The following is a 20,603-nucleotide window of genomic DNA, read 5'->3' on the forward strand; positions in this document are numbered from 1 at the left end:
ATAATCCATGTCAAGAACGGCAGCGTATCGTCAGTACGTAAGAATGAAAAAGTAATATCCATTGAGGAGATTGAATGGTAATGATGAATTCTGCATGGAACAAAAACAACCGTCGGGAAGTAAGCCATACCTTAGGGCGCTATATTGCAATCCTTGTAATAATTGCCCTTGGTGTCGGCTTTTTCTCCGGACTTAAGATAACCAAAGAAGCGATGATACAAATGGGTGACACTTATATTAAAAAATCCAATATGTATGATTACCGCTTGCTGTCAACCCTGGGATTTACGGATGAAGATATCCGTTACATGAATGAACTGGATGGAATTAAAGCTGCAGAAGGTGCTGTATCTGCCGACTTTATGGCGGATTTTAACGGCCAGGACGATGTCATTCTAAAAGCCCATTCCATAACCGGGAAATTAAATCAGGTAAACTTAACTGCCGGCAGACTGCCTAAGGCAGATAATGAATGTGTTGCTGATGCTCTTAACTTCACAAAAGATGATATTGGTAAGACCATAAGCCTTTCCGGTAAAAATGATAAAGATATCATAAACAGCTTTGCCTATGAGAAATACACAATTGTGGGTCTATGCAACTCTGTCAATTATATGTACCGCAGCGACCGCGGCACCACAAAGCTTGCGGGGGGCTTTGTAAACGCCTTCCTCTACATCCCGAAGGGCGGCTTTTCCTTTGATTATTATAGTGAAATCTATGTCACTATGAACAATGATAACGGCCAAATCTTCAGTAAAGATTATGAGGATGCCGTCTTTGCTATGAAGCAGCCCTTAACGGATGCTGTCAATTACCGGGCGGAACTTCGCTATCAGGATATCCTAAAGGATGCCAATGAAAAAATAGCCGATTCCCAAAGTGAATATGACGCTTCCCAAGCCAAATATGTGACACAGAAAACAGGCGCAGATAATAAATTGAATGCCTCCTTAAAAAAGTTAGAGGATGGCAAAGCTGAAATCACCAAAAAGGAAAAACTGTTAACAGACAGTACGGGGCAGCTGGAGGAAAAGGAAGAAAAATATAACACATCCCTGGCTGATTATACTAATTCTAAAGCAGAATATGAGAAGAAAAAGAAAGATACCCAGGATACTCTTGCGGCCAAACAGAAAGAGATTAAGACCAACCGCTCAAAAGTGGCTGCTGCAATGAAACAGATTGAACAAAGCGGTGTCCTTGACCAACACAGCAAATTGGAACAATCAAAAACTTCCCTGGAAGGTGCCCTTGTCCGGCTTACAGACAAAACCAGTACAGAATATAAAACCTACGCCGCACAACTGGAGCAGGTAAAACAGGCTTTGGCTCAAATGGACGATTCCGACGTAATCAAGCAATACCAGGCTTTAACGGTCTCTTTGGCGCAGATAAATGCAGCGCAGGCGCAACTTGATATTTCAAAAGAAACTGCAAACGCCAAATTTGCCTCAACCAAAAAGCAGCTTGTCTTGGCTGAATCACAGCTCACAGAAGCAAAACAAACTCTTGAAAACTATAAAAAGCAAATTGCTGACGGTAAGACAGCGCTGGCAGATGCAAAAAAGCAATATGATGATGGTTTAAAGAACTATAATAAGGCAAAAAAAGAAACAGAGGATTCCTTATCCGATGCCAAGTACAAGCTGGCAGATGCACTTGGCAAAATTAATGATGCCAAAGCCAAAGTACAAGATATTGCTAAGCCAACCTGTTATGTATTGGACAGAAGCAAGAACGTCGGCTACGCAGGCTTTGAAAATGATTCCTCCGTTGTTGAAGGTATTGCAAAGATATTCCCCATCTTCTTCTTTCTCGTTGCTGCCCTGGTCTGCAGTACTACCATGACGAGAATGGTGGACGAACAGCGAACCCAAATCGGAACCTTAAAGGCTCTTGGCTATAGCAATAAATCCATTGCCTTAAAATATGTATCCTATTCGGGAAGTGCCGCAATTCTTGGCTGTATCCTGGGGTACTTTACCGGCACGAAGCTATTCCCCTTTGCTATCTGGCAGGCCTATAAGATGATTTATAATTTTGCAGAGATAAAATATGTATTCAGCGGATATTTAGCTCTGCTTACTCTGGCGGTTTCCCTCCTCTGCTCCGTAGGTGCAACCTATGTCGCCTGCCGGACAGAACTGTCACAGATGCCGGCAGAACTAATGAGGCCAAAGGCTCCAAAATCCGGTAAGCGTATTTTCCTTGAACGGATTCCATTTCTATGGAGCAAAATAACTTTCCTTCGCAAAGTATCCGTCCGTAATATTTTGCGTTATAAAAAAAGGCTCGTTATGATGATCCTTGGTACGGGAGGCTGTACGGCACTCTTGTTAGCCGGATTGGGGTTAAATGATTCCATCAGCAATATTGCCGATGATCAGTTTGATACCATTATGTTATATGACTACACCATCTCATTTCCCCAAGTGCAAACAGATGAAGAGACGTCCCGCTTTAAAAGGGATACCGCTAACCTGCTTTCCGAATGCGTATTCATCTGTACTGACACCTATGAGGTCACAAATAAAAAGGGAAGCCAGAAGGTGAATGTAATTGCAAGTGATGACCCTGCTATCACAAAGGTAATCGACCTTCATTTTAACGGTAAGCCATTTTCCTTTCCAAGTTATGGCTATGTTGCAATCAATGACCGGCTTGCGGAAACGGAAGGGTTAGAAACAGGCGATACCATGGCCATTACTCTGAACAATACCGAGAACTACACCGTTACCATCGGCGGCATATTTAAGAATTATGCCTATAACTACATGTATATGAGCGGAGCAACCTACCAGAAAGTCTTCGGGCAGAAGTGTTCCTATAAGACAGCCTATGCCAGAACGGATTCCAGTCAGATTTATGATATTTCCGCCAAACTCATGAAGGATTATGGGGCATCCAACGTCATTGTTACCGCTGATACCAGAAAACGCGTAACCAATATGATGAACAGCCTTAACTATATTGTCTGGCTGGTTATTGCCTGTGCCTGCGCACTTTCCTTTGTCGTTATGTACAACCTTAGCAATATTAATATTACGGAACGTAACCGGGAAATTGCAACAATTAAGGTTCTTGGCTTTTATCCTTCTGAAACCTACAGTTACGTTTTCAGGGAAAATATCGTAATTACCATCATCAGTATGATATTCGGCCTTCCGGCAGGCATCCTGCTGCACCGTTTTGTCATGGAGCAGATTAAGATTGAAGCGGTATCCTTTAATATACGGATATTGCCCGCAAGCTACCTTTATGCTCTGGCGGTAACCATTGGTCTGACCATATTTGTCAATGCAGTGCTGATTCGGAAAATCGACCGGATTAATATGGCGGAGTCCTTAAAGTCCGTTGAATAAGATTAGATTAACAAAAAGAGGGCTGGAAACAGCCCTCTTTTTGCTAAATCAAATAACTCTGCCTGCACTTAATGGTTTACGGTAGTTAATATCTTGAATGGTCACACCATCATGCGCATTCTTTGCATGAATAATCTTATCCTCTCCAATATAGATGCCGACATGATTTACTTCATTATCTCCTGAACTTGCATAGAAGATTAAATCGCCTGGCTGCAGACTATCCAATGAGACTTTTTTGAATGTTTCAGCCTGTTCCCTTGATGTCCTGGGAATGTCATAACCAATTTCTTTATAAATTGCCTGTGTAAATCCGCTGGAATCAACACCAATACTAAGATCATTCCCTCCCCATATATACGGGGTACCCTCTGCCTGTATTGCATATTCAACTACTGCTTCGCAATTGTTTAAATTTGAATCAGTAACTTCAATATTTTGCTCCGGTGTTTCGCTGTCAATTGAATCACTGTTATTATTTGCTGCTATAGCATCCTCTGATTCCTCTATTTGCGTTGACGCTTCTTCCGTTGGTACTGTAATATTATCAGATGCCAATGTGTCTGTGCGGTTGCTTGCAGACACAATTGCTGTTGTAAATACGGCGCACAGCACCGCTAAAACGAGTACAATACTGGAACGCTTCTTTCTATGTTCGACTATCAAACGCAGTCTGTTTTTCATATTATTCCCTCCAATCATATTGATCATAGATGTCATTTGTTTTTCAACTTCTGTATACTTTAAAAGCAGCTCTCCATACCCCAGGCAGTCAGACCTGGTTGAATTACGAAGAACCTGTTCGTCGCAGGAAACTTCGCACCACTCCTCCAAATGCCTGGAAAGTATATAGCAAAGTGGATTATACCAGTTAAGCGACAGCACTATCAACCGGATTAATTTAATCAAAGAATCCCTTCTAAGAATGTGGATAAGCTCATGCCTGAATATAAAATAGAGGTCTTTTTGCGAGTATGCTTCCTCCGGCAATAGAATTGCAGGTCTGAAAATACCAATTGACATGGGTCCTGTAATAACAGAGCATTTATGAATTTTAATTTTTCTGTGATTACAGTGTAATTCCTGAATGCATTGGCTATATTCTTTCATTAAGTCCTCTTCATCAATAGGCATTATGAACCGTTTTAACCATCTTCGGTACAAATAATACTTAACACCTTTTACGGTCAGCAGAAAGATTGCTCCAAAGCTCCAAATCAGACTCAAAATAAAATATCTGTTTTGAATAACATAGGAAGCTTTAGCTGTTACTAATTCCCTGATAAAGTGATTCCAAATCCCTTTTCGGCTATTATTGGTACTCATTGTATCTCTGGCTAACTGTTTTTGTGGCGGATTATCTTTTTCTATTTTACGATAGGCTTCCCTACTTTTTTGAATGTCAGTATCAACCTTATTCTCAACAGATATCCGCGGTAAACTGATGTAAAATAAAGATTTCGTGGCATCAAAACGTATTGGTATTAATAATCCGATCAGTAATATCACCCAGATACGGTATAGACAAACCGCAGAAAAATATCTTTTTAATAGTGGCTCCAGCAGAACCAGTAATAAAATGAAGAAGGCCATATTAAGAGAATTTGTAAAACATAAATAAAATAGTTCCATCATAGTAACCTATTCATCCTTTTGATTTTTCAGCCAGGAGCTTAATTCGTTTATTTCATCTTTGCTTAGTTTATTGTTCCCCGAGAAAGCATTAACCAGCTGAAATAAGGAATTATGGTGATACCGTTCCACAAAAAGTGCAGTTTCATATTGGATGTAGTCCTCCTGTTTTACACAAGGATAATAGGTGCGTTCTTTTCCTAATTTCTCACTGCGCAAAAAGCCACGTTCTGTTAAACGGTTTAATAAGGTGACTAATGTCTGCAGCTTCCACCCTTTTTCATTGCCAAGTTGATTCATGAGTGCTGCAGTTGTTACAGGCGGGATGTTTCTCCATACCACTGACATAACCTCAAACTCTGTTTCCGGCAATCTGGTTAAGAAATCAACCGGTACATCAGAAGCCCTGTTAATTGTACTATCCTCATTTATCTGCTCTTTTCTCTTCATATTCCAATCTCCCAATATTTATAATCTACATTTGTCTATGTTAATAATATACACTTGTCTATAATGATTGTCAACTGTTTTTTCTTTTACCATTCATATACTAATCTGTACCGGTGTTAAATTCTGCTATTGAATAACTTTTGTTTCTGATTTAGTATATATATGTTACTTTTCTAAGATATGGTTAAAATATATCCATTAATTCCAAACAAAGGGTGTGTCACATGTCACATAAGGATTTACATTCATTTATAGAAGAGCTGGAGAAACTCGGAGAATTAAAACGGATTCGTACAGAGGTTTCTTCGGAACTTGAAATTACAGAAATTGCAGACCGTGTTTCTAAAGCACATGGACCGGCCTTATTATTTGAGCAGGTGAACGGTTCAAAATATCCTCTTCTAATTAACGCAATGGGCAGCTACAATAGAATGAGTAAGGGGTTAGGCGCGAAAGAGTTGGACGAGCTTGGTGCCCTGATAGCCGAATACTTAAATTTCGGGAATTACCTGTCCGTAAAAAAGCTTATAAAAAGCACTCCGCGCTTATTACGCCTTCTATATGCACTGCCTTCCAAGTCAGGAAGAAAGGGCAAATGCCAGGAGGTCATTGAACGGGAGGTAGATTTAGATACTCTTCCTGTTTTAAAATGCTGGCCGGAAGATGCAGGTAAATTTGTAACCCTGCCCCTGGTCTTTACAAAAGATATAAACACCAGGCGCCAGAACGTGGGAATGTACCGTCTCCAGCTCCTTGATAAAACCAGCACAGGTATGCATTGGCATAAGCATAAAGATGGTTCCGAAATTTATAAAGGATATCAGGAACGGGGACAGCGAATGCCGGTATCGGTAGCCCTTGGCTGTGATCCTGCCATTACCTACGCCTCCACGGCTCCCATGCCCCCCATGCTTGATGAGATGATGTTAGCCGGATGGCTTCGTAAATCCAGGGTGCGGATGGTAAAGTGCATTACCAATGATATTTATGTACCGGCTAATGCAGAATTTGTACTGGAAGGCTATGTAGATCCAAAGGAAGAGCTGGTATTGGAAGGGCCCTTTGGCGACCACACGGGTTACTACTCTCTTGCGGATTATTATCCACGGTTTCATGTCACCTGCATTACCCACCGGAAAGATGCAATCTATCCGGCTACTGTGGTCGGAAAGCCTCCCATGGAGGATTGCTATATGGCAAAGGCAACGGAACGAATCTTCCTGCCGATGCTTCGCATGATTATTCCGGAGCTGGTGGATATGAATCTGCCTCTGGAAGGAGTCTTTCACAACTGCGCGATTGTATCCATCAAAGCACACTATCCCGGAGCGGCTATAAAGGCAATGAATGCCATCTGGGGAATGGGTCAGATGATGTATACCAAATTGATTGTTGTGGTAGATGCTGCGGTAGATGTGCAGGATATAAAGCAGGTACGGGATGCCGTACTGACTCAGGTAGATGCAGACACAAGTCTTATAATATCAGAAGGACCACTGGACGCCCTGGACCATTCTTCCAATGAAGCTTTATACGGAAACCGCCTTGGAATGGATGCAACAGGCAAAAGAAAAGCACAGAAGACGAGTCCGCTGACCAATACCTATCAAATTATAACCCTCTGCAAAGAGCACCCCGGGCAGGCAAAGGAAGTTCTGTCCGAATATATGAACCGTCATAGTGATAAATTTGTGATTGCAGTGGATCAGGAAGTTAACCCAGAAGACTTGTCCACCGTTATGTGGAAGGTGTTTAATAACATTGATGCAAAAAGAGATTTCGTCATTATCGACGGTAAAATCGGCATTGATGCCACTAAAAAGTGGAAAGAAGAGGGCTTAACCAGAGAATGGCCAAAAGATATAATGATGACACAAGAGATGAAACAACTGGTTAACGAAAGATGGAGGCATTATGATATTAGCGAAAGTTATACAAAAAGTTAAGGATTACGGGAAGCTGGTGATGTTTTCCCACACTATCTTTTCCTTAAGCTTTGCACTCCTGTCCATGCTCCTGGCAGCAGGGAGGCTTCCAAAGCTCATTACCTTATTCTGGATTTTAGTGTGCTTTTTAGGTGCCAGAACCGGTGCCAATGCAATTAACCGTGTTATTGATGCTGAAATTGATGCCAGAAATCCCAGAACAGCAGGCCGCCAGATACCCAAAGGAGAAATAAAGAAGAAGGATGTAATTCTCTTTGCTTCCCTCTGCTTTCTGGTTATGCTGGTTGGCGCCTATCAATTGAATTTTATCTGTTTCCTGTTATCACCGGTTGCTTTATTTTTAATGATTATCTACTCTTACTGCAAACGTTTTACCTGGCTGTGCCACCTGGTTTTAGGTGTCACCTGCGCCTGTGCACCTGTTGGAGCCTGGCTTGCCGTAACCGGAAAGCTGACTCTGCTCCCTCTCTTTATGGGAGCTGCCAACACCTTATGGGTTGCCGGCTTTGACATTATCTATGGCTCACAGGATTATGATTTTGATACAGCCAACGGACTTCATTCCATCCCGGTTAAATTCGGTGTCAGGAATGCCCTGAAAATAGCTATGCTCTTTCATATTATAACCGTTCTGTGCCTTGGAATAATTGGCCTGCTGGCACCGGAGCTGGGCGCGATATACTTTATTGGACTAATCATTATCATATGTTTATTTATCATGGAATACCGTCTGGTTTCACCAACGAATTTAACAAATGTCAATATTGCCTCTTACAGCGTCAACCAATTGGTCAGTATTGTCCTGCTAATCACCGGGGTATTGGATGCACTGCTGTTTTAAGCCGCAAAATATATAATGAAGAATACTTAAAAGTGAAAAAATCTAAAAAGAAAATGGGGTAGGAGATTTGTGCTACGCACAAAGTCTCCAGCCTTTGAAAGGAGCAAGGATATAACAATGAAAAAAAGCTTACAAATTCTCCTCACATTCTGTTTCATTACGTTACTTTTAGCCGGCTGTAAAGCCGATAACAAATCAACAAATACAAATGCTTCAACAAACGCACCGAAGCCTTCTAAAGAAGCAGCTTCCGAAAATGTTACAAATGCCCCGGAAACAACAGCAGCTCCGTCTGCAAAAACGGTTCTTCGGATCGGAATGATGTCCTCCTATGATGTTATTCCCTATGTCATGATTAATGAACTGGGTCTAGCCGATAAATACAATTTGGATTTGCAGCTTGAAGTCTTTACCTCTGCCAAAGACCGGGATGCTGCTTTTCTTGCCGGTGAGCTGGATGGGGTATTGACAGATTATATCGGAGTATGCATCTATCAAAATGCTGACTTTGACGTTAAAATCACAGGAATTACCGATGGTGACTATGTACTGGTAGCAGGCAAAAGCAGCGGTATTACTTCTATGAATGATATTAAGGGAAAAAGTATTGCAATCTCCCAGAACACCTTAATTGATTATACCTTGGATCAGATCTTAGCGAAAAATTCCATGGAAAGTGACTCTGTTGTAAAGGAAATCGTTCCCCGTATTCCTGACCGGGTTGAACTGCTTCGTAATAATAAAATTGACCTTGGCTTATTACCGGAGCCCTTTGCTTCTATTGTACTAAACGACGGAGCCGTATATTTAGGCAGTGCCAATGATATCGGCCTGTACCCGGCTGTATCTGCCTTTACCAAGAAAGTTCTGGATGAAAAGTCCGAAGCCGTCAGGGACTTATACTTAGCTTATAACGAGGCAGTTGCATACATTAACAAGACCGATATCTCCAGTTATGAGGATATTGTAATTAAAACCGTAGGATATCCGGAAGAAATGAAGGGACAGATTACTATAGAACCCTTCCGCGAGAGTAAACTTCCGCCAAGAGAAGATGTAGAATCCGCCATCGCATGGGCAAGTAAAAAGGAACTTTGCAGTTCTGACCTGACCTATGAACAGATGGTATATGATGTTTATTCAAAATAAGTTATCCCGAATAGATGAGGAATGCTATGCTGATTATAAATGATTTATCCATTCACTATAAATCCAAACAGGGTGACAATCCGGTAATCTGCCATCTCTCCTTTCAATTGCAGGAAGGAGAGTCATTGGCGATACTGGGTCCCTCCGGCTGCGGCAAATCTACCCTGATAAATGCCCTTGCAGGTTCTCTGGCAGCAGAAAGCGGTACTATGGAATTTGCTGCCAGGGACCAAGGATACCCCTTAAGTCCAAAGCAGCACAAAATAGGTCTCATCCCCCAAAACTGCGGTCTGCTCCCCTGGAAAACCGTCAGGGAAAATTGCCTGCTCCCCCTAAAAATCCGCAAAGAATATCATAAGAATAAGCATACGCAAGAGTTGAACCGGCTCTCAAAAGCTCTTAATATTCAGGATATCCTTAATAAGTATCCAAATGAATTAAGCGGCGGGCAATTACAAAGAAGTGCCATCGCAAGAGCTTTTCTCCTGGAGCCTGATTTACTGCTGATGGACGAACCCTTCTCCGCGTTGGATGAAATCACCAGGGCGGAAGCCCGAGAGCTGTTCTTAAGAGTATGGAAGTATCAGAAACCCACTACTATTCTGGTGACCCATAGCATTGAAGAGGCTCTTTATCTGGGCAATATCCTTTCTGTAATGGATGCTCAGGGCGGTAACATCAAGTATCAAAAAAATAACCCGTACTTCGGACAATTATATCCCGATCATGCGGACTATCTTACAGCAAAACAGATACTCCGCCAGCAGTTAGTAACGAAGGAGGAAGGGATGGACACATTTGAATAAACTATTAAAACAATGTATGATATTTGTACAGGGTTTTCTGTCAATCAATCTAATCTGGCTTATTGCATTTCTTCTGACAGATACCCCCGTAATTCCCAACCCCCTCCGTGTATATCAAAGCTTTGCTATCGTTTTGAAAGATCATATGCTGATACATATTTTGTATAGCTTAAGAAGAATTGGAGCCGGTCTGGCCATATCCTTAATCATTGGTGTTCCCGCCGGGATACTCCTTGCTTATTCCAGGAGGGCAAACCGCATCCTGTACCCTTTGATTTATTTTAGTTATCCCATTCCCAAAACCGCTCTGCTGCCCATTGCAATGCTGCTTCTTGGCATGAGGGACGGATCAAAAGTAGTAATTATGGTACTGGTCATTGTATTCCAGGTTATCGTCTCGGTACGTGACAGTATTCAGGCCATTGACAAAACCATGTATCAGTTCATTAAAAGTACGGGAGCCGGTAACCTTGCCATCATCCGCCATGTTACCCTGCCTGCTATTCTGCCCCAATTACTTACCAGCCTTCGGGTATCTCTTGGAGCTGCAGTGTCCATACTATTCTTTGTGGAGGGCTATGGTACCACCTATGGAATGGGGTATTATATTCTGGATGCGTGGTCACGGATTAATTATATAGAAATGTACATCGGGATTATAACGATTGCAGTAATCGGCTTTTTATTATTTGTATCAATTGATTATCTCGCTTACCGCATATGCAAATGGAGTTATACCGGGAGCAGCCTGTAACCAGATCTACAAAATAGCATGGATATTAACAGGCTTAATACTCCTCACCCTATGAAATTGAAATAATAAGAAGAAAGAGGAAATAATTATGGAGCAGAATCCCCTGTCAAATGATAAAAAAAGATTAGTCGTCGGAATGAGCGGGGCAAGCGGCGCAGTTCTTACCATAAAGCTTCTTCAGCTGATGAAAACCTGTCCTGGCTGGGAAACACATCTGGTAATCTCCAAAGGTGCACAGCTGACCATAGCCCAGGAGACTAGTTATACCCTATCCCAGGTAGAAGCCATGGCTGATGTTATATATGATATCAACGATTATGGCGGAAGAATAGCCAGCGGTACCTATCAAACGGAGGGAATGGTAATTATTCCGTGCAGTATGAAGACTGTAGCAGGCATTGCCTGCGGTTATTCCGATAATTTGCTCCTTCGGGCAGCAGACGTTACCTTAAAGGAGCGCAGAAAACTGGTCCTAATTCCAAGAGAAAGTCCTTTAAGTACCATTCATTTAAGAAATATGCTGACTCTGGCAGAGACAGGCGCATATATTATGCCTCCTGTCGTACCTTATTACAGCAATGTTGCCAGCTTAGACGATATGAATCTCCAAATCATCGGCAAGGTACTGGATAAGTTCCATATTCCTGTTAATAAATTTCACCGGTGGGGAGACGTGTGAAAAAGCAGTTATAATAATTACGGAAAGACTTAGGAAAGAAGGGAGCGCCGCCCATGAATCAACCTGTTCGAAGAAACCTGATAAGGAAGATAAACTATATACAGCTAATAAAAATAGCCATCGGAAGCTGCATTGCCATTCTTTCTGCAGACAAACTTGGCCTTCATTACAGTGCTTCTGCCGGAATAATCACTCTTTTGAGTATACAGAGTACAAAGAAAGAAACCTTTCTTATAACAGGAAAACGTTTTCTATCCTTTCTTTTATCCATTGCAACAGCCTTTCTTATTTTCAGCCTCCTTGGTTATCATGCGTTTTCATTTGGGGTTTTCCTGCTTGTCTTTGTAGGCTGCTGCTACTTCCTTAAGCTGGAGGATGGTATTGCTATGAATGCCGTTTTGACCACTCATTTTCTTATTGAAAAATCAATCGACTTCTACTGGATTTCAAATGAGCTATCTCTGCTAGTCATCGGGGCCGGAGTGGGCGTTCTTCTTAACCTTTATATTCCACGAAATACTCTGGCAATAAAACAAGATCAAATAATGATCGAAGAGGATATGAAGTTAATTCTGAACAGCATATCCTCTGCCCTTTTAGCCCATACAAAGGAAATGATCCAAATCCAGTCTTTTCTTCCATTGGAAACACACCTGAATGAGGCGATCTCCAGAGCATATGAAAATATGAATAACACCCTGCTAAGTGATACCAGATATTATATCCAGTATATGCAGATGCGAAAAAATCAAAGTACTATCCTAAAAAGAATCTATTCCCACATTGCATCCGTAGATACTGTTCCCGATCAGGCATACAAAATTGCAAATTTCATTCGTCATATCGCGGCAACGTTTCATGAATATAATAATGCTCTTGATCTTCTTAAAAGGTTACAGGAAATAAAATTGGAGTTTAAGTCGGACCCGCTCCCAGGCAGCCGTGAAGAATTCGAAAACAGGGCAATCCTGTTTCAAATTCTGAATGAACTGGAAGCATTCCTGTTGTTAAAAAAGGAATTTGCCATGGCTCTGACAGGCTCACAGCTGCAAAAATACTGGAAGCAGCAGAATTAGGGAATGTATATTTTGCAGATAATTAAATTTTCTCAATGGCATATAATGAATTAACCATCAGCCAAATGTTTGTTATGAAGTACATTATATTCCATAATGAAATACCCTCTAATCCGTAACCTTGCGAATATGCCAATGTTGGATATATAACTCTGCTGTCTTTGAACCATGCCATATATTCACGTTCATTTTCTATATACTGAAAATAGGAAGAACGGGAAGGTTCGTTAAATTCAATAATAGAACCCGTATCCTTTGCCAATTCGATTGCAGAGTGATAGTTTAAAAAATTTGTATTGGTTCTGGCTGCAAAATAAGGAAATTCCCAAAGGTAACCGACAATTGAAGTACCTACAATACATTTTTCCGGCGGAATCAGTGTTGTGGCCTTATCCAGTGTCCGCATAACTGCTTCAAAAGGCAGTACACTTATCGGAAGACTATAGGGATATTTCCATGCATATGTTAACTGATATAATACATTGTTTGCAGCCTGGCTTAGACCGATATAATCAATTCCTTTATATATAATTCCTGTTGATACTTCAAAAGTACTGGGAGCTATTGTAACAATTACTAAAAACCCTTCGCTATTTAGACGCTCTGTTATACCTGCTATGAAATCCACATAAGACTGCCTATCCTGCGGCTGTATATACGGGGTATTAATATTTATTCCGTAATAACCTTTATTATGGAGAATACTTAAGGTATCATCAATGAATGTATTTTGTACTTGCTCGTCGCTGATTAAGATATGCGCTATATCTGTATCAACGTTATCTCCTTCATCTGGTGCAGTTATAAACATAATCGGTGCCACACCATAATCCCCGGCCATCTGTATAATTTCTGAATCATCAATATCTATCAGATTGCCCTTTCGTGTAATCTCATAAGAATAAACAGTAAGGTAAGTCAAATATGGCAAGGTTTTTCGAAGAACACTTCTGTCAATAAAAGGATATGCAAATCCATTTGTTTTAATTGGTACAGTTTTTCTGCCGATATAACTTATCACCAGCTCTTCACCTGTATAAAGCTCCCTGCCTGAAACATTCGGATTATTTCTAAGCAGCTCCATAACATCCATTTCATGGTTTTTTGCAATACTCTCTAAGCTGTCTCCCTCTTGTACAATATAGGTCTGACCTGGCCTGATAATTACAAGGGCTTCTCCTATTGTTAAACTGTTCGGGTCTATTATATCATTTTCTACAGACAATCTTTCAGGCGATACGCCATAACTGTTTGCTATGGTGTAGATGGTCTCACCAGGCTGGACTACGTGAATATTCATTCATACCCTCAAGTTGATTTTTATAATATAATATGATAACTAATACAGATGTTGTTATGTTCTGTCTTTTATCAGCCTTTATCTTTCCAAGGGATAAAAGCTTCTTAGTTGCTTAGGGCAAGCAGAGGCTTTAAACTTCAACAACGCTTGACAAGCCCCATTTTCATGTTATACTTAAGAAGCTGCAATTCCTTATAAACAAAGGGCTTGCCAAATATTATGACGTCAGTTCGAGACCTTCCTGACGGAAAACAAAACATTCGGAGTAGTTCTTCTATCTGGTTCTATCAGCCTTTATCCTTCCCATGGATGAAGGCTTTTTTAAGAATTTTAGCTTTATCTCTTTTTATCTGATTTCATCTGAAAAATACCGAGTTGAGTCAGAAAATTGAGTCATAAATAAAAACATTAATTTCCAAATATCATCGTTTTTTACTACTCTATGCCCCAATACTCCTATGGTAACAGGAGTAAATTCAATTTTATTGGCCTGTGATAATTATGAATGCTCGTACTCTTATTTTTACATAAGAGGAGGTGAACTTACCTTGACTTTACATAGAAAGGGGAGTGAGCCTTATGACAGTTGCAGAAACTTTATCTTTAATGATAACATTTTCTACCTTTGTTATAAATTTAATCACTCTTGCTGTTCATTTGATTAAAATGGTTAACAAAAAATGATTATCCTGCCCCCTGTGAAAGCCTAGGATAATCATTTTATTCAACATTTAGAACAAGCATAGGTTTTAACCCAATGTTTCCTTTTACCTATGTTGTAGTAGTAACATCACTTTTTTAAAGTATATATTTTATGGTGAAATATATTAGATACATCATAATACCAGTCCAAAATAATCACTTTGTAGCTTGTATCATCAGCCACTGTGGCAATGCTGCATATGGATTAGTCTTCCAATCTGCACATTTATCTTTTTCCTCCTTCGATATATAGTGTTCATCATCACGCCCAACAAACCAGAAAGTACCATATTCTGCATATACCTCCTCCATTCGTATCATTTGAAGCCCTGATTTAATAATAGAATTGCATAAATCCTGCATACGCCATGTATATGTCATTACGCCATTAGGAACGCCATCATCATCGTCTTCAAAAGGCCCTGTGCAATCATATGGTTTTAAAATTTTCAATGTAAGTTCAGAATCGTCAAAAGGACGTAAAAACGGATGTACATCATACATCATAAATGAACCATTTTTCTTAAGAATTCGATAAATAGACTTATACATGGAAACCAGATCATCTATCCATACATGAACTCCATTGGATGTATAAACCAAATCATAAGTCTCACTTGTCAATTTTAATAAATGTCTGGTATCGTCACAAATAAATTCTATATCCCAATTATATTCTGCTGCAATTTTGGAAGCATTGCCAAGCTGTTGTTCTGATATATCACAAGAAGTTACCTTAGCACCAAGTATAGCAAATGCAAATACGGCGTGATTATCACCACTTGATGGGACACATATTTTCTTTCCTTTCATAGATGGAAATACTTCTTTAATCCTGCTCCATACCGTAGGATGAAATGCACTTGACGGATCATTCACAATTCCATCTATTATTTCCTTTGACCTATACCGCTTATACCAATTGTCAGAATAACCATCCCATAATTTTTGAACATCTCTTAATTCATCCGGCAGTTCTTCTCTTGCCGTTTTTATATCTTCTTTATCAGACAAAAGCCCATCTACTGAAATCTGGAGAATTCTGCATAAATCTGTTAAAATACTGGTTTCGGGTAATGTATGACCGTTCTCCCAGCGACTGACTGCTTGAGGTGTAATTACCAGCTTTTCAGCTAAATCATCTTGCGTCAAATTATGAATTTTCCTATACTTTGCTATTCTATTCCCTATTATTCGTGAATTCATATACCCTCATTTCCTTACATAAGCATGCCCGATATGTAAAATTAGTTCTTTGATAAAGCAAGTATAGCATTTATTAATGTGATAATACCATATTAATTCTTATAAGTATAATATTTAACTAAACCTGTCGTTTACTTTTTTATAAGTCCTTTGCCAAAATGTTTCTTCAATCTTTTATCTCTTTATGCCCATTCTAGCATCTGGTATCAAAAATTGAGTCAACTCTTGACAGCCCTCATTTTCATGTTATACTAATAAGGTCGTAAAGTCTCATAATTCAAGGCTTTCCTCAATCTAATATCGAGTGTTCGTGACCTTCCACTCGTAAAACAAAACTAAAGGAGAATTTCACATGAAAAACAAAACACATTTTATCACTCAGGCTGCGCTTATCGCTGCCATCTATGTGGTACTGGTCTTTGTGTTTAAGCCCATCAGCTTTTCCAATATTCAGATACGAATTGCGGAAGCATTGACCATACTGCCCTTTTTTACTCCAGCTGCCATTCCGGGACTAACCATTGGCTGCCTTTTAGGCAACTTCTTAGGCGGTGCTGATATTCTGGACATCACCTTTGGTACTCTGGCAACCTTACTTGGTGCAACAGGCTCCTATCTGTTACGCCGCAGCAAGTACCTTGTCCCTCTGCCTCCCATTGTATTCAATACTCTGATTATTCCCTGGGTGTTACGCTATGCTTATGGGCTTGTTCTTCCAATCCCCGTTATGATGGCAACGGTGGGAATCGGAGAGGTATTATCCTGCGGAGTACTGGGCATATTCCTGTTGATTGTCCTGAACAAATATAGAAATGTTATTTTTCCGGAGAAGGGTTTTCTCTTCGCAAAAAAGAACCGGTATTAATACATACCGGCTTCTAAATAATCCGTAACATTTACCAAGGTCTAAACAAAGCAAAGAGGATATCTTCAAAATGATAAACTGTCATTCTGGGGATATCCTCTTTCTTTGCTTATTTTATCTGCTTCATGAAACCAGCTTTGTGCATTTGCTTCATCGAAAATTCTATACTTATCTTTTTGCTCTCTTACAGCTCGCAGTTATTTACCGTACGTGGGAAAGGTACAACGTCCCTGATATTACCCATACCGGTGAGATACATTACACAGCGTTCGAAGCCGAGTCCGAAACCTGCATGTCTTGCTGAACCGTATTTTCTTAAGTCCAGATAGAAATCATAGTCCTCTTTCTTAAGACCAAGCTCATCCATTCTGGCAACCAGCTTGTCATAGTTGTCTTCTCTCTGACTTCCGCCGATAATTTCACCGATTCCGGGAACCAGTAAGTCCATAGCGGCAACGGTCTTGTTATCCTCATTTAATTTCATATAGAAGGCTTTGATCTCCTTCGGATAATCTGTTACGAATACAGGCTTTTTAAAGATTTCTTCTGTCAGGTAACGTTCATGCTCTGTCTGAAGGTCACAGCCCCAGCTTACCTTATATTCGAATTTGTCGTTGTTCTTTTCTAAAAGTTCAACTGCCTCTGTATAGGTAACATGTCCGAATTCAGAATTCATCACATGGGTTAACCTGTCAAGTAAGCCCTTATCCACAAATTCATTAAAGAACTTCATCTCTTCCGGTGCATTTTCCAGTACATAGCGGATAACAAACTTAATCATACCTTCTGCCAATGCCATATCATCTTTTAAATCCGCAAAGGCAATCTCCGGTTCAATCATCCAGAACTCGGCGGCGTGACGGGTAGTATTGGAATTCTCCGCACGGAAAGTAGGACCAAAGGTGTAGATGTTACGGAATGCCATGGCATAGGTCTCTCCGTTTAGCTGGCCGCTTACGGTAAGGTTGGTTGCCTTACCAAAGAAATCCTCATTAAAGTCAACTTTACCCTCCGGAGTAAAAGGAATCTTCTCCAAATCCAGCGTTGTTACCTGGAACATCTCTCCGGCACCTTCTGCATCGCTTCCGGTAATTAAGGGTGTATGGACATAGACAAAATCCCTGTCCTGAAAATATTTGTGAATGGCATAGGCAATCAGAGAACGGACTCTGAATACCGCCTGAAAGGTATTGGTTCTGGGTCTTAAGTGGGAGATGGTACGAAGGAACTCTAAGCTGTGTCTCTTCTTTTGAAGGGGATAGTCTACCGAAGAGCTTCCTTCTATTTCAATAGAAACTGCCTGGATTTCAAAAGGCTGCTTGGCCTCCGGTGTCGCCACCAGTTCTCCCTTTATTATCAGCGCAGAGCCAACATTCAGCTTTGATATCTCCGCAAAGTTTTCCATGGTATCATGATATACGATCTGAAGGGTCTCAAAGTAGGTTCCGTCATGAAGTACGATAAAGCCAAAGGCTTTTGAATCCCTGATACTTCTGACCCAGCCGCCAACTGTGATTTCCTTTCCGATATATTTCTCTTTTTCCCGGTAAAGCTCCCGGATTGTTATTAGTTCCATTTTACGGGCTCCTTTGTTCTATAGAATAATAAATATTATACCACAATTTAGATGAATTACCAATGTAAAATCATTTTGCAGATTCAGCGAACAAATAAAGAATATCCTCATTTATCCTTTGACAGTTCCCTTATAAAGTGCTAGAATTCTTTTAGATATTGTTAAATTTATGACAATCTTTTCTAATCAGTCTGTTTACAAGGAGGATATGACTATGGTAGTTACGATTTGTATAGGAAGTTCTTGCCACCTGAAGGGTTCAAGAGAAATTGTGCATACATTGGAGTCTCTGATAAAGGAATACAAGATAGAGGAACAGGTACAGCTTACGGGCTCTTTTTGCATGGGTGAATGTGTGAAGGGTGTCTGTGTAAAAGTGGATGATAAATCCTATTCCCTGACACCCGGCAACACGAAGGAGTTCTTTATGGAGGAGGTTTTAGGGGGCCTGAAAGATGAATGTCATTAGTTTTAAAGAAGCCAAATGCAGAAATTGCTATAAATGTGTAAGGACCTGTGAGGTAAAGGCCATAACTGTAAACCACGAGCAGGCTCAGATTATGAATGACAAATGCATTCTCTGCGGTCATTGCCTGGAAGCCTGTCCCCAGAATGCCAAATATTTTATCAGTGATCTTGACAAGGTGAAGGGTTACATCAAAGAAGGGGTCGAAACAATCGTGTCTCTTGCCCCCTCCTATCTTGGTGTACTAAAATATAAAACCCCCGGACAGGTAGTTACCGCCCTTTTAAAGCTTGGTTTTTCTTCCGTACGTGAAACCGCAGAAGGCGCCGCTTTCGTTACAGCGGAGTATGACAAACTGTTAGCAGAAGGTAAGATGGAAAATATTATTACAACCTGCTGCCCCAGCGTGAATGACCTGATAGAAATATACTACCCCTCCCTTACCCAATACATGGCACCGGTAGACTCTCCTATGATAGCCCACGGCAAGCTCATCCGCCGTACCATAAATCCCAAGGCAAAAATCGTATTTTTAGGTCCCTGCATCGCGAAGAAAAGGGAGGCCGAGAGTGATTCCCGAACCAGTGGGTTTATTGATGCTGTCATCAATTTTACGGAACTGGAGAGCTGGCTTTTAGAAGAAAATATTCAGATAGATACCCTCCCCGATTCTCCCTTTGATAACCCGGATCCGAAAGTAAACCGTCTCTACCCTATCAGCAGCGGCGTTTTATCCTCTGTGGTTGCCACAATGGAGGCACCGAATTCATACCGGAAGTTCTATGTACATGGTATAAGAAATTGCATAGAACTATTTGAAAGCATGGAACGCAATGAGGTAAGCGGCAGTTTCATAGAAGCCGACATTTGCAGCGGCGGCTGTATTAAAGGCTCTGCATTAAACAGAGAGAACATCTCACGTTTTAAAGTCAAGCTTGATATGGAAGAAGCAATCCCCAAGGTTGCACAAAAAGAAGAAAGCTTCTACGAACGTGCAAAAGATATTTCCTTTAGCAGAGTTTTCTTTGACCGTTCTCCGAAGGATCCTATACCCTCCGATGAAGAAATAACTGCCATTCTCCAAAAAATCGGCAAAATCACCCCGGAAGATGAATTAAACTGCGGTGCCTGCGGCTACCGGAGCTGCCGTGAAAAAGCAATTGCCGTATACCAGGGCAAAGCGGAGCTTACCATGTGTATCCCTTACATGCATGAAAAAGCCCAATCCATGGCAAATGTAGTCCTGGATACCACGCCCAATATGCTGATTATTGCCGATTCCGATATGAAGATTGTGGAATTTAACAGCGCAGCGGAGAAATATTTTCATATAGCCCGTGCAAAAGCTCTTGATATGTACTTATATGAACTGTTGGATTCTGCTGATTTTGAAGAAGTTATAAACACCAAATCCTCTGTCTTTGGTAAAAAGGTGACTTTAAAGGACCCTGGTATTACCGTTCTTCAAAGCATCGTATATATTCCCAAGCTTAAAGGTGTCCTTGGTATCCTCCAGGATATTTCGAAGGAAGAAGAGAGAAATCAGGTAGCTTACAAGATAAAGATGGACACCATTGAGATGGCCCAGAAGGTAATCGATAAGCAGATGATGGTTGCCCAGCAGATAGCCGGCCTTTTAGGCGAAACCACAGCAGAAACAAAAGTCACTCTGACGAAACTTCGTGACACTATCCTCTACGACGGTCTGGATGCTCCCGATAAGAACCCGTACAACCAGTAGGAGCTAATGTGAATTATTGAAAAGCATAATTCACTTTTGATTTGGGCAG

Annotated in this window: 17 protein-coding genes; 12 read left to right on the forward strand and 5 right to left on the reverse strand. The window is 40.7% G+C overall.

Features of this window, described 5'->3' with window-relative positions; genetic code table 11:
* Positions 1-74: 74 nt before the first annotated feature.
* A complete protein-coding gene (locus BUF11_RS19110) occupies positions 75-3,365 on the forward strand; it encodes an FtsX-like permease family protein (protein ID WP_073590475.1) in 3,291 nt (1,096 codons plus the stop codon).
* Positions 3,366-3,413: 48 nt separating this feature from the next.
* Here the strand turns inward: BUF11_RS19110 and BUF11_RS19115 are convergent, their stop codons facing one another.
* The gene (locus BUF11_RS19115) at positions 3,414-5,000 is read right to left on the reverse strand and encodes a M56 family metallopeptidase (protein WP_073590476.1); all 1,587 of its coding nucleotides are present in this window, start codon (positions 4,998-5,000) and stop codon (positions 3,414-3,416) included.
* A 6-nt stretch (positions 5,001-5,006) separates the two neighbouring features.
* Positions 5,007-5,447 carry a BlaI/MecI/CopY family transcriptional regulator gene (locus tag BUF11_RS19120; RefSeq protein ID WP_073590477.1) on the reverse strand — a complete coding sequence of 147 codons (441 nt, stop codon included), beginning with the start codon at positions 5,445-5,447 and terminating at the stop codon, positions 5,007-5,009.
* A 224-nt stretch (positions 5,448-5,671) separates the two neighbouring features.
* Here BUF11_RS19120 and BUF11_RS19125 point away from each other — a divergent pair, with 224 nt between their 5' ends.
* From BUF11_RS19125 to BUF11_RS19155, 7 genes are all read left to right on the forward strand, one after another.
* Positions 5,672-7,393 (forward strand): menaquinone biosynthesis decarboxylase, encoded by a 1,722-nt coding sequence (locus tag BUF11_RS19125; RefSeq protein ID WP_073590478.1) that lies wholly within the window; start codon positions 5,672-5,674, stop codon positions 7,391-7,393.
* On the forward strand, positions 7,362-8,234 hold the full coding sequence (locus tag BUF11_RS19130; RefSeq protein ID WP_175562106.1) for a UbiA-like polyprenyltransferase: 873 nt from the start codon (positions 7,362-7,364) through the stop codon (positions 8,232-8,234). Before BUF11_RS19125 ends, BUF11_RS19130 begins: the two co-directional genes overlap by 32 nt.
* A 117-nt stretch (positions 8,235-8,351) precedes the next feature.
* The gene (locus BUF11_RS19135) at positions 8,352-9,383 is read left to right on the forward strand and encodes an ABC transporter substrate-binding protein (RefSeq protein ID WP_073590480.1); all 1,032 of its coding nucleotides are present in this window, start codon (positions 8,352-8,354) and stop codon (positions 9,381-9,383) included.
* Positions 9,384-9,409: 26 nt separating this feature from the next.
* Positions 9,410-10,189, forward strand: coding sequence for an ABC transporter ATP-binding protein (locus tag BUF11_RS19140; RefSeq protein WP_073590481.1), 780 nt, complete (start codon positions 9,410-9,412; stop codon positions 10,187-10,189).
* Entirely contained in the window at positions 10,182-10,943 is a 762-nt protein-coding gene (locus BUF11_RS19145) for an ABC transporter permease (RefSeq protein ID WP_242952420.1), read from the forward strand. The genes BUF11_RS19140 and BUF11_RS19145 overlap by 8 nt, the downstream gene beginning before the upstream one ends.
* Before the next feature lie 88 nt (positions 10,944-11,031).
* The gene (locus BUF11_RS19150) at positions 11,032-11,622 is read left to right on the forward strand and encodes a UbiX family flavin prenyltransferase (protein WP_073590482.1); all 591 of its coding nucleotides are present in this window, start codon (positions 11,032-11,034) and stop codon (positions 11,620-11,622) included.
* Between the two features lie 53 nt (positions 11,623-11,675).
* Complete coding sequence (locus BUF11_RS19155) at positions 11,676-12,698, forward strand: aromatic acid exporter family protein (RefSeq protein ID WP_073590483.1); 1,023 nt, start codon at positions 11,676-11,678, stop codon at positions 12,696-12,698.
* Between the two features lie 22 nt (positions 12,699-12,720).
* On the opposite strand, the gene BUF11_RS19160 is transcribed toward BUF11_RS19155, so the two are convergent.
* On the reverse strand, positions 12,721-13,998 hold the full coding sequence (locus BUF11_RS19160; protein ID WP_073590484.1) for a LysM peptidoglycan-binding domain-containing protein: 1,278 nt from the start codon (positions 13,996-13,998) through the stop codon (positions 12,721-12,723).
* 579 nt (positions 13,999-14,577) lie between these two features.
* Here BUF11_RS19160 and BUF11_RS25240 point away from each other — a divergent pair.
* Positions 14,578-14,682 (forward strand): putative holin-like toxin, encoded by a 105-nt coding sequence (locus BUF11_RS25240; RefSeq protein ID WP_073590485.1) that lies wholly within the window; start codon positions 14,578-14,580, stop codon positions 14,680-14,682.
* A gap of 174 nt (positions 14,683-14,856) precedes the next feature.
* Here the strand turns inward: BUF11_RS25240 and BUF11_RS19170 are convergent, their stop codons facing one another.
* Positions 14,857-15,906 (reverse strand): helix-turn-helix domain-containing protein, encoded by a 1,050-nt coding sequence (locus BUF11_RS19170; protein WP_084558772.1) that lies wholly within the window; start codon positions 15,904-15,906, stop codon positions 14,857-14,859.
* A gap of 352 nt (positions 15,907-16,258) precedes the next feature.
* Here BUF11_RS19170 and BUF11_RS19180 point away from each other — a divergent pair, with 352 nt between their 5' ends.
* Positions 16,259-16,771, forward strand: a complete 513-nt coding sequence (locus BUF11_RS19180) for a QueT transporter family protein (RefSeq protein WP_073590486.1) — start codon at positions 16,259-16,261, stop codon at positions 16,769-16,771.
* Between the two features lie 184 nt (positions 16,772-16,955).
* Here BUF11_RS19180 and asnS read toward each other — a convergent pair whose 3' ends face one another.
* Complete coding sequence (asnS, locus tag BUF11_RS19185) at positions 16,956-18,347, reverse strand: asparagine--tRNA ligase (RefSeq protein ID WP_073590487.1); 1,392 nt, start codon at positions 18,345-18,347, stop codon at positions 16,956-16,958.
* 157 nt (positions 18,348-18,504) lie between these two features.
* Here asnS and BUF11_RS19190 point away from each other — a divergent pair, with 157 nt between their 5' ends.
* Both BUF11_RS19190 and BUF11_RS19195 read left to right on the forward strand, forming a co-directional pair.
* Positions 18,505-18,816: a (2Fe-2S) ferredoxin domain-containing protein gene (locus BUF11_RS19190; protein ID WP_278277166.1), complete on the forward strand. Its 312-nt coding sequence runs from the start codon at positions 18,505-18,507 to the stop codon at positions 18,814-18,816.
* On the forward strand, positions 18,803-20,554 hold the full coding sequence (locus tag BUF11_RS19195; RefSeq protein WP_073590489.1) for a [Fe-Fe] hydrogenase large subunit C-terminal domain-containing protein: 1,752 nt from the start codon (positions 18,803-18,805) through the stop codon (positions 20,552-20,554). The genes BUF11_RS19190 and BUF11_RS19195 overlap by 14 nt, the downstream gene beginning before the upstream one ends.
* Positions 20,555-20,603: the final 49 nt, after the last annotated feature.

It is taken from the genome of Anaerocolumna xylanovorans DSM 12503, assembly GCF_900143645.1.
GTDB classification, from domain to species: domain Bacteria; phylum Bacillota; class Clostridia; order Lachnospirales; family Lachnospiraceae; genus Anaerocolumna; species Anaerocolumna xylanovorans.